We start from the raw sequence: 14,318 nt of genomic DNA on the forward strand, positions 1-14,318 counted from the left end.
AGCCAATGCTCGAGATCCCGCTGCCAATCCTCTTCCATCGCCAGCCTCCATCAAAGCTGGCTCCCTATGAATCACGCATTTCCCCTGCAGGGAATCCCGAAAATCACAATTCTGCCAAAGTAGTGCTGGGTTGGGGACTCATTTGCTCCACTCGGTGACGACCGGTACGAGAGCGATGGCTGCAAGATAGTTGTTGGCATGCCGGTCGTATCTGGCGGCGCCAGTTTTTGAGGCGGCCGAAGAGCCGCTCGATCACATTTCTCCGTCGATAGATACGGCGATCGAGCGGATACGGTGTCCGGCGGGCTGCGGTGGACGGTATGATGGCTTTGACGTTTCGGGCCAAGCCACGTGCGCAGGCTATCGGCATCATAGGCCTTGTCGGCAAGCAGGCGCCTGGGCGGGGTAACCGCACCCAGCAACGGTATGGCGATGCTGATGTCGGCGATATTGCCCGGCATCAGGGTGATGGCGACCGGTCTGCCGCGATCGTCGCCCAAGCAGTGGATCTTGCATGTCCTGCCCCCGCGCGCGCGACCGATCGCTTCTTCATACTCCCCCTTTTTGAGCCGGCTGCCGAGCGATGAGCTTTGACATGGCTACTATCGAGCGACAGTTCTTTCGGGACTCGCCCCGCCGCTGCGACCTTCTCGAACAGGCGCTGCCAGATGTGCCGCTGAGACCAGCGATTGTAGCGGTTATAGATCGTCGTCGGTGGGCCATAGGCGGCAGGGACATCACGCCAGCGGCACCCCGTCTTCAACACATGCAGGATGCCAGAGATCACCGTACGGTCGTCGACCCTCGGTTTGCCCGGCTTGCCGTGTGGCAGATGGGGCTCGATAGCAGCCCATGCCTCGTCCGAAAGCCAAAACAGATGGCGCGACATACCCACTCCTGCTCAAACCCACAGGAACAGAAATTTATAACATATAATCAGATATATGTATCGGTTCTCAACCTAGCCAGCGATGCTTGCCTTTCGTGATGGATCGATTTTCCCTCTCGCTATGGACAGGTGGATCGATGCTGAAGATCACGAAATGGCTGCAGCAGCCATTCTGCGCTGCGCTGGTTGCCCTTCTGATGACGGCGACGCCCGCGTAGGCATGGACGCGTACCGGGCATGCGGCAATTGGCTTTGTCGCAGCAGCCAAGCTCAAGGCTGACAATCGCGCCGTGTGGAATACGATTTCCGAACTGCTCGACGGAGCCGAATTCTACGACGAAGCCGTGACCGGCTGCCGCGATCGCCCGGCTGGCGGATCACGGCGTTCCCTGCGAACCGGTGCGGCGCGACGAGCACTCCGGCAAGCGCTTCGCCTTCTTCCGCGACCCTGATAGGAAACTGCTCGAACTCTACGAGCAGCCATGACGCATCATGTCCATCGGATTAGGCCAGTGGGCCCATGGGTTCTGATCAATGCGCGTAGGTATAAAGCCTGCTTTGGAATGGTTCCACGGTTAGTGCGTTTCTCGTTTCAGTAGACGCCTCTCGATCCAATGACCGCCGGTACTGTCCTTAGGCAAATCGCGAGATCATAGATCGTCGATTTCCTAAGCGCATATAGCGCATCCAGCCGCACCCGTGTTTCGTACGACACTTCGTTACGCCCGCTCACCTGCCATAGACCAGTCAGGCCGGGGCGTACGGAGCAATAAGCTGCGAAGCGGTTTCCGTAGCGCTTGATTTCCGCTTCGACGATGGGGCGTGGACCCACGACGCTCATATGCCCAACAAGGATGTTGAACAGTTGCGGGAGTTCATCAAGGCTGCTCTTGCGCAGAATGGCTCCGATGGGAGTTATACGCGGATCCTTGCGCAGTTTCTGGTCGCGTTCCCATTCCAGCCGGGCGTCGGGCGAGGAAGCCAGCAAGTCCTGCAGCACTTCCTGTGAATTCACCACCATCGTCCTGAATTTGAGACACGGGAAGAGCCGACCATCCCTGCCGACTCGCGGTTGGATGAACAGAGCCGGGCCTGGTGCTGACAGTTTGATGGCAACCATGGCAAGGATCAGAAACGGCAGAAATATGAGGATCGCGACAAGTGCAATCGCCATGTCGAAGGCCCTGCCCACACCCGGATAGGGGCGATGCCTGGCGGTGATCCTGGCATCGCGCCCGGTGTTGCTACCCCGGTCGATGGAGGATGATCTGGGCGCCGGTTCGGATCGTCGACCATCATTGTCATAGACGGCAAAGGGGAGGGGCTTTTCGGACATCGCCGCATTGCCGTAAGTCGAGAGAGCTTCCATTATCCACCCGCCTTGGAATATGGGGTTGCCCCGACGGCACCCGTCCTCATCTTGGTTACTGGCATGGTAATACAAGTTAAGGTGCGGTCAATAAGTCGTTGCTGCGTTGCGGCATCAATATCTGATCCGATTGCAATCAATTAATGGGGGAATCGAGGGGGAATTCTATTTTTGGATAGATCGTGAGTGGTTTTCCGGGACACTTTTGATGTATCCGATTTGGATACTTCAGAAAATTAATCGCTCAAAAAGTGTTCGGTTGACGTCTCCTGCCAGCATACTGTGGCTTTGCTGAGTAGAACGCAATCGATTGAGGCGGGCACATCGACGCATGTTGCGAATCGGCATGTGCTTGATGACGGCAATTCCGCAAGGAGCAAGCAGGCCAGGGCGCTTTGAAAAGGGGCGTTCATCCCTCTCGGAATGCGCGGAAGAATTGATCTGCCAATGGCTTTAGTATGTAGCTGAGCATCGTTCGCTTGCTGGTCTGGATGAACGTTTCGGCAGGCATGCCAGGGCGCAGACGCAGATCCTTGAGTTTTACGAGTTCATCCTTGTCCAGTTTCACCGTCACACGGTAGAACGCGCTGTGCGTGGTCTTGTCGTCGGTCCGATCGGCCGAGACATGTGATACCGTGCCGGTGAGTTCGGGCGTCGTCCGGGCTGAAAAAGCGCTGAAACGCAATATGGCCTTCTGGCCGACGTGGACCTGATCGACGTCCACTGGCGACACCGTAGCCTCCACGATCATCCGATCGTCGTCAGGAACGAGTTCCAGGATCGTCTGTCCGGCGGGAACGATGCCGCCGACCGTGCGGTAAGCGAGCTTGTCGATCGTTCCTGCCTGGGGCGCGCGGATGACGGAGCGATCATAGTTATCGTCGGCAGCGACCTGAGCGCGGCGCAATTCACTGATTCGCGCCAGCACGTCCATCAACTCCGCAGCCGCAGTGCTTCGGGCATCGGCTTGCAGAGAGCCCATCTGCAGCCGCAATTCACCAATGTGTGCCGTGCCGGAAGCCGCTGCCTCACGCGCACTGCTTGCCTCGGCACCCAGCCCCGAAGCCGACCGCTCCAAGGAATTGAGCCTGTCGAGCGTGGTATAACGCTTTTCGTAAAGTTTGCGAGTGGCGTTGAGTTCGTCGTTTATAAGTATGGCCTGGTCGGAATAGCTTCTTGCCTTGGTGCGGGAACTGGCGACTTCCGCTTGCGTCTGGCTGATGCGCTGGCCGAGCTGCGCTGCCATCGATCGCCGCGCGTCGCGTCTCAACGTGAATGTCTTGCGTTCCTGTTCCATGAGAGCGGCAATGTTCGGTTCCGCTGCACGGCGCATCAACTCGGAAGGGAACGTCACGCCGTTCGTACCATCTCTTTCGGCTGTGAGACGCGCGGCGCGAGCCAGCAACTGATCGACATTCTCGCCGGTATACGTGGCGGTTGCACCACTTACCGTGGAGTCGAGGCGCAACAAGGCTTGCCCCTTTCGGACATGGTCGCCATCCCGAACCATGATCTCGGCGATAACCCCGCCGGAGGGGTGACCGATTTCCTTGACGTAACTGGATACGGTAACTTCGCCGGAGCCGATCACGGCGCCGGTCATCGGCAGCAAAGCCGCCAGTCCGCCGAGGCCGAATACCAGCGCGCCGCAGAGAATGAATCCCGCGCGCAGTTCACGGCGCAGGCTCCTTGCAGGCTCATATCCGCCATCCTCGGGCATTGCTGGCGGCATATCTGGCGGAATAACGACGTCACTGGCCATGGCATTCACTCGACTGGGGGATCTACGGGCCGCTGCGGCGCCGGGCTGAAGTTGATGCGCTTGAGCATTTCGGCACGCTCGCCCATTTGCACGACTTGGCCCTCGGCCATGATCATGATGTGATCGACTTGCGCGAAAATGGTCGGGCGGTGGCCGACGACGATCACGATCGCCCCCCTTTGCTTGGCAGTGGCGATCGCGCCCAGCAGAGCGTCTTCGCCCGCGGCATCGAGATTGGAATTCGGTTCGTCGAGCACGATCAGGAACGGTTCGCCATAAAGTGCGCGGGCGAGGGCGATCCGCTGCTTCTGCCCCCCGGAAAGGCCGCCGCCACCCGGGCCTCCCAGAGCGTATTCGTATCCGCCTGGCATCGCCACGATCATGTCATGCACATCGGCTGCACGAGCCGCAGCGATGATCGCTTCGGGATCGGCGTTTACCTCGAAGCGGGCGATATTCTGAGCTATCGTGCCTTCGAACAGTTCGATGGCCTGGGGGACATAGCCGATGTCGCGCCCCAGTTGCACCGGGTCGCGCTGGTCGAGAGCCGCTCCATCGAGCCGCACCGCCCCGCGCAGCAGCGGCCAGGCGCCGGTGATCGCCCGCATCAGCGAGGATTTTCCGGAGCCGCTATGCCCGATGACGGCAAGAGCCTCTCCGGCGGCGAGGCGGAAGGAAACGTTGGCGACCGTGATCTTCTGCCGTCCCGGCGGCCCGCAGACGACAGCTTGGACTTCGAGGCTCGTTTGGGGGCGGGGTAACGGCATGGGTGCCTGCAGCGGCGGAACCCTTTCCAGCAGGGAGGTCAGCCGCCGCCAGGCCTGGCTCGCCTCGGTCATCGGCTTCCACTGGCCGATGGTCTGCTCGACCGGCATCAGCGCGCGCGCGCTCAGGATCGAGCCGGCGATGATGACGCCTCCCGTCGCATCGTTGTCGATGACCAGGAAGGCACCGACGGCCAGCACGAACGATTGCAGGAACAGGCGAAAGGCCTTGCCGAGAACCTGCGTGCGGCCGGATACGCCGGCCAGGTCGTCGTAGGCGGCGATCAGGTTCAGGCTGACCCTGTCCCAGCTATCGCGGCGCCGGCCGCTCATGCCCAGTACGCGCAGCACTTCGCCGTTCCGGCGTATGTCCTCTGCCATGGCGAAGCGTGCCGCCCCTACTGCTGCGGCTTGCAGCGCCGGGGCACGCGTCCTGCGGTCACCAAGGACCATCAGCGCCACCATGACCAGAACCCCGGCGAGCGTCGCGAGACCCAGGGCCCAATGGAATATCGTCAGGATCAGCAAAAACATGGCTACATAGGGCAGATCCAGCAGTGCCAGAGGCCCAGGGCCGGTGATGAAGCTGCGTACGAGGTCCAGATCGCGCACGGGGGCTGCGCCCGACGGCATGGGGCCGACCTCTTGCTCATAGCGGCTGATGATGTCGTAAAGCCGATCGCAAAGGCGCTGATCCGCCTGTGCCCCCGTATGCAGCAATACGCGTGAGCGAATGACATCCACGGCGCCTTGAAACCCGTAGGCTATCGTGACCATCAGGAGCAATCCGGAGAGGGTCGCGCCGCTGCGGCTGGCCAGGACGTCGTCGTATACCAGCAACATGAAGAAGGAGCCCGACAGCAGCAGCACGTTGAATACCGCGCTGAACAGCACGATCGGCCAGATCACCGGCAGGACTGCCTGCAGCATTTCCCGCAAGTCGGTAATGAAGGTGCCTCTGAAGCGGTTCATGTGCGGTGCCCGGCAGTTGGAGGATGATCCGGCATGCTGCACAAACCGGGCGCTGGCTTCGGGTGCATCGTCATTCCTTTCCCGGTTCCGATGCCATCTCGTGACCGGGCTCGGTGTCGTTCTCCCTGGCAATGGGCGAGGGAGTGAACCTGCCATCATAGCCGAGCGCGTCCAGTGCGCCGACTACCGGCCCCGTGGGCAAGCCTGCCCAGCCAAGCCCGCGATATGTCGCGGGATCGAAAGTCGCCACGTCGGGGGCGAATGCCTCCGGACGCAATTGGCCCATCGCACCGAGCAGAAGGGCATGCTGGATGTAGAACTGTGCTTCCGACTGGGCTTGCACCTGGCGGGAATTCAGCAAGTCCCTCGCCGTATCCAGCACGTCCAGTGAGGTGACCTGACCGGCCAGCTGTTGCTGCTGCGCTCCATCCAGTGCGCTTTGTGCAGCGGAAACCGCCCGCGCATAAGCGGGCAGCGCCCGGCGGGTGGCCGCGAGCTGATCCCAATAACTGGCAATGCTTTCGCGGACATCGCGCGAGGTTTGCTCCAGTTGCTGGGCAGCGCTATCCGTTACTTGTCTTGCTTCCCTTATGCGCGCGGAGAGCAGGCCGCCGGAATAGATCGGAACGCTGAGACCAAGCTGTACCTGCCCGACAAGCTCGCGCGTGTCGTCGTTCTCGATCGTCAACGGTGAACGGGCGAGGCTGCCTTGAATGCCGAGATAAGGGCGCGCATTGGCCCGAGCCTGAGCGATGCGAGACTGCGCGGCGACGAGGTCGAGGCGAGCGGCTTCGAGGATGGGACTGGAACTCGCCCCAAGTGCCTGAGCGTCTTCTACCGTCGCCGGCAGGGGCGGCAATTGCGGCAAAGGCGTCAATGCCCCGGGGTAATGTCCCACGATCTTGCGGTAACTGTTGCGGCTGGCCAGCAAGCTTCCGGCGGCGATCTCGAGCTGGGCCTGCCCGCTGAAGATGCGGTTCTGGGTCTGCTGGAGGTCGGTTTCCGTAGCGTAGCGGGCGGAATAGCGCGCGTTGATCTGGTCGAACTGTTCGGTCAACTGCGACAGGTTCTCGCGGGCGATATCGACGAGCTTCTGATCGCGCAGCACCGCAGCATAGGCAATGACGACGTTGGCCATCAGATCCTGCTCGGCGGCACGCATATCCGCTATGGCTGCGCCGTAGCCGGCATCCGCATTGCGACGCTGGGCGGCCAGCCGTCCGAAGGTGAACAGTGGCTGGTCGAGGGACAGTGTCAGTTCCGGGGTCAGGCCATGTTGGCGCAGTACCGTGGAGCCGTTCTGCAGGACACGACGCGACGCGTAAGTGTAGGTTGCTTCGCCGGTGAGTGTCGGCCCATATTGCGCCTTCGCCTGACTGACACGGTCCTGGGCCGCGCGCGTCGATGCGCGGCTTGCTTCGACGCCGGGGTTGTGCCGGTATGCGTCGGCCAGAGCCTCGCCCAAGGTTTCCGCGGCGACCGGCGGACCCGATGTCGCAAGCAGGAATGCCAGGAGCGGCGCCCTCCAGCGGGACCGAAAAGGGATGGTGAGCATGTCCATGGTGCCGGTCCAGTCCTGCCCGCTCAAGGTGAACATGGGGCTTCGATGAGTATCGGGGTTGGCCCTTAGCCGGCTTGGCGCCGACCGACTGTCCAAGTCCAGGTCTCGGCAGTTACGAGGCACGCGAGAGATCGCCCTGGAATGTGATCCAGCGTCGGTTATGCTTGGACAGGCATTGGGTATCGGCCGGCCGGTTGAACCTTGTGCAGTCCCAGAGCACGAGTTCGACACCCGTGCGCTTGTCGCTGATATAGAGAAAGGCGACAGTGCGCAGTACGGGATTCTGCGGAGATCCGTAGCGCGATGCGGCCCGATCCCACCCGACAACCTTGCAGTAGGTCTGGGCGCGACATTGGCTCAGCGCTTCCAGAGCAAGTGCCGTTCCGTTGCCGCCGCCTTCTACCTGGATGAAGTGGTCTCCGCCCAGAGCGGGCAATATCGGCTCTCCGACGGTCGGATCACTTCCGGCGTCGAACGCCGTAGGAGCAACCGGAGTTTGCGCTGCGTGAGCGGGCGACAGGAAGGCCAGTTTTGGTTCGGCCGGTTCGACGTCCGCATAGGGGGAGGTAAACGATGTCTTCCGCCCCCAACTGCCGCGCCATTTGAAGAACAGGTGTGTACGGACCTGCGCGATCTTGTCGAGCGATGCGCTCCAGTACGGATATACCCAGTCGGTATGGTAGTGCGTGGCCAGGCCGATCGCCGGCTCCGTTTTGCCCGCGAGGAATGCGGCAGCAGTGTCCCTCGCACGCCTCCAGGCCGTGAGCGTCGGGGGATGGGCCAGTGCACCATCGCAGGTGAAAGTGAATTGGCAGCCGGTCGTACGCTCGGAACCCTGATAGACGACGCCGCATATTGAATGGGGAAAGGCCGGATGGTGCACTCTATTGACCACGACTTGGGCGACGGCAGCCTGCCCCTCCCGATCTTCTCCCGCCTCATAGAGAACCGCGCTCGCCAGGCAGTCCAGCGCCCGCGCATAGTCGGGATCTTCGGAGCTTATGCGCAAGCGTGCAGGCCGATCGGGGCCAACGGCCACGAACGGCGTCGAGGCATTGATTTTCCGGGCCGTCTGGGCCCCCGCATCGACGAATGACAAGGCGTCCCGGCTGGTCGGGACGGCGGCGGTGGGTTGCGCCAGGCTGGCGCGCCCGGATGCTCGTTCGGGTGGGATATGCGGGCGATGATGGCCGACGGTCAGAAGAAGCGAGCCGATCGATGCCAGCATCATCAACAGTATGGCCAAGCCGCGCCGGTGTTCCGGGTGGCATGGCGATGCGGTGGTTGCGGCTGGCCCCGGCGTGATGGGCGGCAAGCCCGAAGCGACTGCTGAGCCCTGCCCCGGGACGTATGCGATGAGGGCGTTCATCGCGCGAATGTCACCGAAAGCATGCCGCAGAACTGGGAATAAGGTTCGAAAGGTGCCGAACCACTGACGAACCGCTTTGCATAGCTGATGCTGGCATCGGCCGAGAGCCAACGGTTGAAACGCAGCCGCGGTCCGCCGGCGATTTCCAGGCGCCGTGCGGCGTAGGGGCGCTTGGCATAGTCTTCGAGCGTGAACTTCGCCGTCCCGAGCCATGACAGGCTGCGTCGCATTTCGTACTCGACTTCGATCCGGGCAGCGGTCAAGGTTACTGCGCCTACGAGGTCGTAAGGACTGGTCGTGTTGTTCTGTTCGATGCTCCCCCGGATGGCCAGAACGCGCGAGGGAAAGTATCGCAGATGGCCTGAAACGGCGAACCCCTTGATGGCACCGAGAGCGGCGTCCGTGAAGTCGTAACGGCGGTAGCCGACACCGAGCTGAGCATAGAGTACGCGCGTGATTTCGTATCGCAGGCCTGCGGTCCCGCTCCAGTTTTCGGCGTCGCGATTATTGAGGAGCGGCGAGAAGGCGTAGTCGAAGCGGTCATATTCGAGGCTGCTGAATGCCGATGTCCGACCGCTGATTTCAAAAGTGACCAGACCGTGGACTCCATAGCGATCCACGTTACGAAAATTCTGATCGATTATCGTGAAGGATGGGTCATCTACGCGCTCGTAGCGTTGTCGTACCACGAGGGCTTGCGCGTCGATCGAGACACGATTGAATTGCTTGCGGGCTGTTAGCGACCCATGAAGGACACGGCGCATCAACGGCTCGCCGTCTGCAAGGTCATTCTCCACGGTGCCGCGTTGAATCGCTTCGCGCCGATAGCCCAGATTCACCGTCAACGAATTCGGTGTCAGCGTACCCCGCGTATATGTACCTTCCAACCGGTATTCGGTGGCATCCTGGTCATGCAGCTTAAGGTAAGTGCTGGTCCGGAGGCTGCCTTGAAAGGAGACATTCTCCAGACGATTCTCCAGATGTACGCGTATACGTGGTTCGGCTTGCAGCACGAGATCGGAGACCTTTACGCTTGTTCTTGTGAATACGTTGTTATCGAAGCGCGTTCCGAAAGTGACAGCAGGCAGTACATCGAAGCCGGCCAGATTGTAGCCGATCGGCGCATATTCGGGGATCACACGCCTGCCTGGTACGTCGTCAGGCTCATGGATGATCGGCCCTATGGTCTGTGCATGGGCAAAATGGCCCCATCCGGTAGAAACCAACAGCGCGGCGCACCCGACGCGAAGACGTGCCGACAGACAGGTTTGACCGTGGATGCGGTTCCAGAACGAGCCGCGTATCATATTCAAAACCGACGCTCGAGAACACGAATGGTATCGCCGGGCTGTACCGGCGTTACACCGTCTAGACGGTAGAGAACCTCGCTTGCGCCATCTTTATGGCGGATATAGACTCTCCGTTCTTCTGCCCGATAGGTGAAGCCCTCGGCTTTGGCTACCGCACTGAATACGCTCAATCCTTCCGCGAATGGGTATTCACCCGGCTTGTTTACTTCCCCGAGGATGTAGTAGGGTCGGAAATTGAGTACATCGATGGAGACGCTGGGGTTGTCCAGGTAGCCGTTGCGCAAGGCGGAGGTGAGGCGGTCGGCCAGACTGGGAGCGCTCAACCCGCTCGCTCGCACGGTCCCTACAAGCGGGAATGCGATGGCTCCCGATCCATCGACTAGGTATTCGCCGGTAAGCTTCTCTTCTCCGTAGACTGTGATCCTCAACTTGTCGCCTGCACCCAGGGTATAGCTCGCATCGCTAATCGCAAGTGTCAGGTCCGATGGTGCTACGGAACTGGCGCACCCGGACACAAGGGAACCAAGCAGCAGGGCCGAAAGCGCAATCAAAAATTTCCTCATGCAATCGCCCCGAAGATCGAATTTACCGAGATGGCATTTATGATTTGCGACATCGAACCCGTGCTGTTCAAATGGATAACCATTCATTCGCGATGAAGTTTGCGGGTTTTTGATCCGTTCAAGAGCTATTTGGGTCTTGGCAATCAGAAGATCTTGATGGCGAATGATAAAGGGAGGCGCGAGTGCGCCTCCCCTTGGAAGATAAGGCCCGATTGATGCGCGGCGACGATCAATTATAGAAATTGTAGTCGCCGAGAACGAGTTGGTTTCCGTTCATTGATCCGATCGCGATTATATAATCGAGGTTCGTGATCGTGCTGTGGATCGAATAGTACTGAGCATGGATATCGATCCCCGGGATGCCTCCGCCGTTCGCGCCATACCCGACGAACGAGATGGTCGATCCGACACCGAATCCGTCAAGATAAAGGAAGTCGTTGTTGCCCGCTTCGTAAACGCCAGCGCCGTGGAAGTCGTAGATGACATCCTGCGCTTTTCCGATCATCGAGGAAGCGCTTGAAAGCGAGGAATCCATGTCCGACAGGCGAATGACGAACGCGTCATTGCCATCGCCGCCATAGAGATAATCGACGCCTTTGCCGCCCGCGAGGGCGTCGTTGCCGCTGGTTCCTCCGATATGATCGCTGCCATCGGTCCCTAGAATGATTGCCATGCCTGCCTCCTGAGTATTCTTACGGATTAATGGTGTGACGAATGCTTGTATTGCGATTTGAAAAATTCGTTTTTTCCGATTTCATAACCCGTAAATGAACCCAGATTTACGGTATACTCATTATAGTTCGAAAGTTTTTTGTTAAACAAGTGGTCTGGCGTTTCGGATAATATTCGGGGTGAGTCTTACGTATCCGTAATGGATGTTGTTAGAATTCGGATTTCTACATTCTTGTGAAATGGAATGAACGGGAATGCGCCGGATTGTAGGTGTGGGCGATGGGGTCTGCGCGAAGGCAAAGATTGGGCAGGTATGGATCGGTTCAAACTGGATGCGAATGCTCGGATGCCTGGAGGGACTCCATCGATTGGATACGAAATGCGTGCGCCGGAAAACGACGATTCCATCGCTCGTCTGAGCCGGAATTCTGCCCGACCCGCCTCACGCCGTTGCCAGATAGGCGGCTGTGAAGGCCGTCGCCTGGGAGCAGGCGGATGAGGTTGCTGCGATATCGCCCGTCGGCTCCCAATTTCGGGGACGACCTCAATACGGAGTTGTGGCCGGCCCTCGTGCCTTCGCTTTTCGCCAACGAGACCGACGAGGGGGAGGATGCGTTCGTGGGCATCGGTACGATCGTCGGCATCGATCCAGGTCCGAGCCGAAATCTGCACGTATTTTCAAGCGGTGTTGGCTATACCGCGATCGATGCCTGGTCTGGGCGAGCGGTCGAATTCCACTGCGTACGCGGACCCGTGACAGCGCGTGTCCTGGGTGTCGATCCCGACCGGGCGCTGACCGATGGCGCGATCCTGACGACCGCCATCGATCGCTATCGGGCTTTGCCGCAAGAGTGCCGGGAGCGCACGGTCGTCGTGCCGCACTACGAAACGATAGCGTTTCCAGGCTGGGAAGAGGCGGTGCGAATGGCAGGCTTCGACCTTGTCGATCCTCGCACCGCGCCGGAGGCGGTCATCAGGAAGGTTTCCGGATCGCGACTGGTTCTCACGGAATCTCTTCATGGTGCGATTCTGGCCGATGCTTTCGGCGTACCGTGGCGGGCCTTTGGAGTTTCGCGTAACTTCTCCACCGCGAAGTGGGCGGACTGGACCGGCTCGCTGGGCATGCGGGCGCAGGTCGTCCTGCTGCCTCCGCCTGACGCAATCCAGTTGTTTCGGTTCGGAAAGCGGCCGGAGCCATTCGGAGCGATTGTCGCCTTGGACCAGGAAGTCGCCTATCGCGAGTTTCGCGCGCGTATCACCTCCAACTCGCGTGCTTCCTTTATGAAGCGGCAAGCCAAGGGCTTGCTGGAGGCACTGCCGGTTGCACGCCGGACCCTGGGTTTCAGCGTCGAGCGTACGGCCCGAGCTTTGATGGACCTCTCAGCGATGCCGCCGTTCCTCAGTGACGCATACAGGCGAGCAATGCTGAGAGACGAGATGCTTGAGCGATTGCACGGCGTGGCCCGGCGATATGGTGCCGGGTTGGCCGTTACAGGGTGACCTTCCTGCGATGGTGGTTAGGCGCGGCTTGACGGGCTCTGCGTGCTCGTCACGGGCCGGCGGTTAACCTGATCCGAGCACCTGCTTGCTAGAAGTGGGGCATGGAACCTCAACGCACCCCCTTTCGTACTGCCGTTCGCACCCAGACAGTCGGTGCTCGGTCGATTCTTTGGCAAGGATGGGCGGCAGGCGCGGTGGCCAGCCTGGCGATGTGGGCTGCCTTGGGGGCGCTGCTGCTGGCGCGCTGAAGGTTCGCCGGTTGCCTGCCGGCGGTGCTGGACTCCATCCATCTCTTGTCCCGGCGATGGTCCGGATCGCATGTATTTCGGATGCACTTGCGATTGAAGGGACGGTTCCGGGCATTCTAGGCTGATCGGGAAAGGCCTTCGGAGCGAAGGCCCGCAGGTGCCGCTCTCGCTCGAGGTCGGTCGTGACTGGCCCGGGGGCAGCTTGACCAGGAATCTATCGGTATTTCTTGACCTGTTGCGGCTGGTCGCTGCGCTGCTGGTGCTCGTCGCCCATGCGGGCGAAATCTATCGCATGGGACTTCCTGCGATGCTGGGGCACAGCGCGAAGGAGGCGGTGGCCGTATTCTTCGTGCTTTCCGGCTTCGTCATCGGCTTTGTCACGCACTGCAAGGAGCGGGACTGGAAAGCTTTTGCAAAAGCGCGGGCGCTGCGGTTGTATTCGGTGGTACCGCTTTCGGTAGCGCTCATAATCGGTTGCTATCAAATCGGTTCGGCGGCGAATCCCGCCGTTTATGACGCGGCGGTTGGCGGGCAGCCTTCCTTGCTTGCGATTCTGCGCTATCTCACTTTCACGAACGAGATCTGGTTTGATCGTGCCATCGTGGGTACGGCGGCGCCGTTCTGGTCGCTCGGCTTCGAAGTCGCCTACTATGTCTGGTTCGCGGTGCTCATTTATGGCCGGGGGCGTTGGCGATGGGGGCTTATGGGGTTGTGGCTGCTGGTCTTCGGTCCCCGCATCGCGCTTGCGCTCGCGCTCTGGCTGATCGGTGCGGCTGCCTGGACGGTGGTTTCCAGGGGCTTTCGAGTGGGACCGATACGCGGTGGTCTGGTGCTGGCGGCAATCGCGTTTGTAGCCTTCGGCTGGCGCAGATGGTGCGCCTTCGTCGCTATGCCGTTGTTCGAATGGGGCCCGCTCCCGGCGCTCGCGATGAGCATGGGCTATTATCTCGCGCTCTGCATCCTCGTGGCTGCCGCGATCGCGGTCTTCGCGGCATGCACCGGTGAACGTTCGATCTGGCCTCCCGTACTCGAGAAGGTGATCCGCTTTTGCGCCGGAGCGAGTTTCACGATCTATATCGCCCATCTGCCGGTCATGGTGCTGATCCTGGCGATCTGGCCTGGGGCTGCCGGTTCGTTCACTGGCGGAGCCGTTGCGACCTGCATCACCGTAATCGCCATGCTCATCCTGGCCGAGTTTGGAGAGCGAAGGAAAGGTATTTATAAATCTTTTGCGTCTTCATTAGTAAAAAATGTAGAATTAATCTTCAGTAAATTCAAAATTGCAATCGATTAAATTCCATTTACCAGAGTTGTTGTGCCGTCATTGTGGATGATGGTC

Annotated in this window: 11 protein-coding genes and 1 pseudogene; 3 read left to right on the top strand and 9 right to left on the bottom strand. The window is 60.2% G+C overall.

Going from position 1 to position 14,318, the window contains the following annotated elements; genetic code table 11:
- Nucleotides 1-138 precede the first annotated feature (138 nt).
- Nucleotides 139-889, bottom strand: a pseudogene (locus V2S85_RS22535) (IS5 family transposase).
- A 360-nt stretch (nucleotides 890-1,249) separates the two neighbouring features.
- Between V2S85_RS22535 and V2S85_RS22540 the strand changes: the two are divergent.
- Entirely contained in the window at nucleotides 1,250-1,375 is a 126-nt protein-coding gene (locus V2S85_RS22540) for a hypothetical protein (protein ID WP_330705085.1), read from the top strand.
- Nucleotides 1,376-1,481: 106 nt separating this feature from the next.
- On the opposite strand, the gene V2S85_RS22545 is transcribed toward V2S85_RS22540, so the two are convergent.
- The 8 genes from V2S85_RS22545 to V2S85_RS22580 all read right to left on the bottom strand — a co-directional run bounded on the left by V2S85_RS22545 (nucleotide 1,482) and on the right by V2S85_RS22580 (nucleotide 11,232).
- Nucleotides 1,482-2,258, bottom strand: coding sequence for a sugar transferase (locus tag V2S85_RS22545; RefSeq protein WP_330705048.1), 777 nt, complete (start codon nucleotides 2,256-2,258; stop codon nucleotides 1,482-1,484).
- Nucleotides 2,259-2,667: 409 nt separating this feature from the next.
- Nucleotides 2,668-4,020 carry an HlyD family type I secretion periplasmic adaptor subunit gene (locus tag V2S85_RS22550; protein ID WP_330705049.1) on the bottom strand — a complete coding sequence of 451 codons (1,353 nt, stop codon included), beginning with the start codon at nucleotides 4,018-4,020 and terminating at the stop codon, nucleotides 2,668-2,670.
- 5 nt (nucleotides 4,021-4,025) lie between these two features.
- A complete protein-coding gene (locus V2S85_RS22555) occupies nucleotides 4,026-5,756 on the bottom strand; it encodes a type I secretion system permease/ATPase (RefSeq protein WP_330705050.1) in 1,731 nt (576 codons plus the stop codon).
- 70 nt (nucleotides 5,757-5,826) lie between these two features.
- On the bottom strand, nucleotides 5,827-7,353 hold the full coding sequence (locus V2S85_RS22560) for a TolC family outer membrane protein (RefSeq protein WP_330705051.1): 1,527 nt from the start codon (nucleotides 7,351-7,353) through the stop codon (nucleotides 5,827-5,829).
- A 76-nt stretch (nucleotides 7,354-7,429) separates the two neighbouring features.
- Complete coding sequence (locus V2S85_RS22565; RefSeq protein ID WP_330705052.1) at nucleotides 7,430-8,563, bottom strand: cell wall hydrolase; 1,134 nt, start codon at nucleotides 8,561-8,563, stop codon at nucleotides 7,430-7,432.
- 119 nt (nucleotides 8,564-8,682) lie between these two features.
- A complete protein-coding gene (locus V2S85_RS22570; RefSeq protein ID WP_330705053.1) occupies nucleotides 8,683-9,993 on the bottom strand; it encodes an outer membrane beta-barrel protein in 1,311 nt (436 codons plus the stop codon).
- 2 nt (nucleotides 9,994-9,995) lie between these two features.
- On the bottom strand, nucleotides 9,996-10,559 hold the full coding sequence (locus V2S85_RS22575) for a polysaccharide biosynthesis/export family protein (protein WP_330705054.1): 564 nt from the start codon (nucleotides 10,557-10,559) through the stop codon (nucleotides 9,996-9,998).
- Between the two features lie 229 nt (nucleotides 10,560-10,788).
- Nucleotides 10,789-11,232, bottom strand: coding sequence for a hypothetical protein (locus V2S85_RS22580; protein WP_330705055.1), 444 nt, complete (start codon nucleotides 11,230-11,232; stop codon nucleotides 10,789-10,791).
- A gap of 494 nt (nucleotides 11,233-11,726) precedes the next feature.
- Between V2S85_RS22580 and V2S85_RS22585 the strand changes: the two genes are divergently transcribed.
- Nucleotides 11,727-12,731 carry a polysaccharide pyruvyl transferase family protein gene (locus V2S85_RS22585; protein ID WP_330705056.1) on the top strand — a complete coding sequence of 335 codons (1,005 nt, stop codon included), beginning with the start codon at nucleotides 11,727-11,729 and terminating at the stop codon, nucleotides 12,729-12,731.
- Between the two features lie 405 nt (nucleotides 12,732-13,136).
- Nucleotides 13,137-14,273, top strand: coding sequence for an acyltransferase (locus V2S85_RS22590; RefSeq protein ID WP_330705057.1), 1,137 nt, complete (start codon nucleotides 13,137-13,139; stop codon nucleotides 14,271-14,273).
- Nucleotides 14,274-14,318: the final 45 nt, after the last annotated feature.

This window comes from Novosphingobium resinovorum (genome assembly GCF_036352595.1).
GTDB lineage: Bacteria > Pseudomonadota > Alphaproteobacteria > Sphingomonadales > Sphingomonadaceae > Novosphingobium > Novosphingobium resinovorum_B.

Excerpts from the sequence above, each read along its gene's own strand:
- V2S85_RS22585 (WP_330705056.1), top strand. The coding sequence starts at position 11,727 with ATGAGGTTGCTGCGATATCGCCCGTCGGCTCCCAATTTCGGGGACGAC.
- V2S85_RS22570 (WP_330705053.1), bottom strand. The coding sequence starts at position 9,993 with ATGATACGCGGCTCGTTCTGGAACCGCATCCACGGTCAAACCTGTCTG.
- V2S85_RS22555 (WP_330705050.1), bottom strand. The coding sequence starts at position 5,756 with ATGAACCGCTTCAGAGGCACCTTCATTACCGACTTGCGGGAAATGCTG.
- V2S85_RS22550 (WP_330705049.1), bottom strand. The coding sequence starts at position 4,020 with ATGGCCAGTGACGTCGTTATTCCGCCAGATATGCCGCCAGCAATGCCC.
- V2S85_RS22560 (WP_330705051.1), bottom strand. The coding sequence starts at position 7,353 with ATGTTCACCTTGAGCGGGCAGGACTGGACCGGCACCATGGACATGCTC.
- V2S85_RS22545 (WP_330705048.1), bottom strand. The coding sequence starts at position 2,258 with ATGGAAGCTCTCTCGACTTACGGCAATGCGGCGATGTCCGAAAAGCCC.
- V2S85_RS22575 (WP_330705054.1), bottom strand. The coding sequence starts at position 10,559 with ATGAGGAAATTTTTGATTGCGCTTTCGGCCCTGCTGCTTGGTTCCCTT.
- V2S85_RS22580 (WP_330705055.1), bottom strand. The coding sequence starts at position 11,232 with ATGGCAATCATTCTAGGGACCGATGGCAGCGATCATATCGGAGGAACC.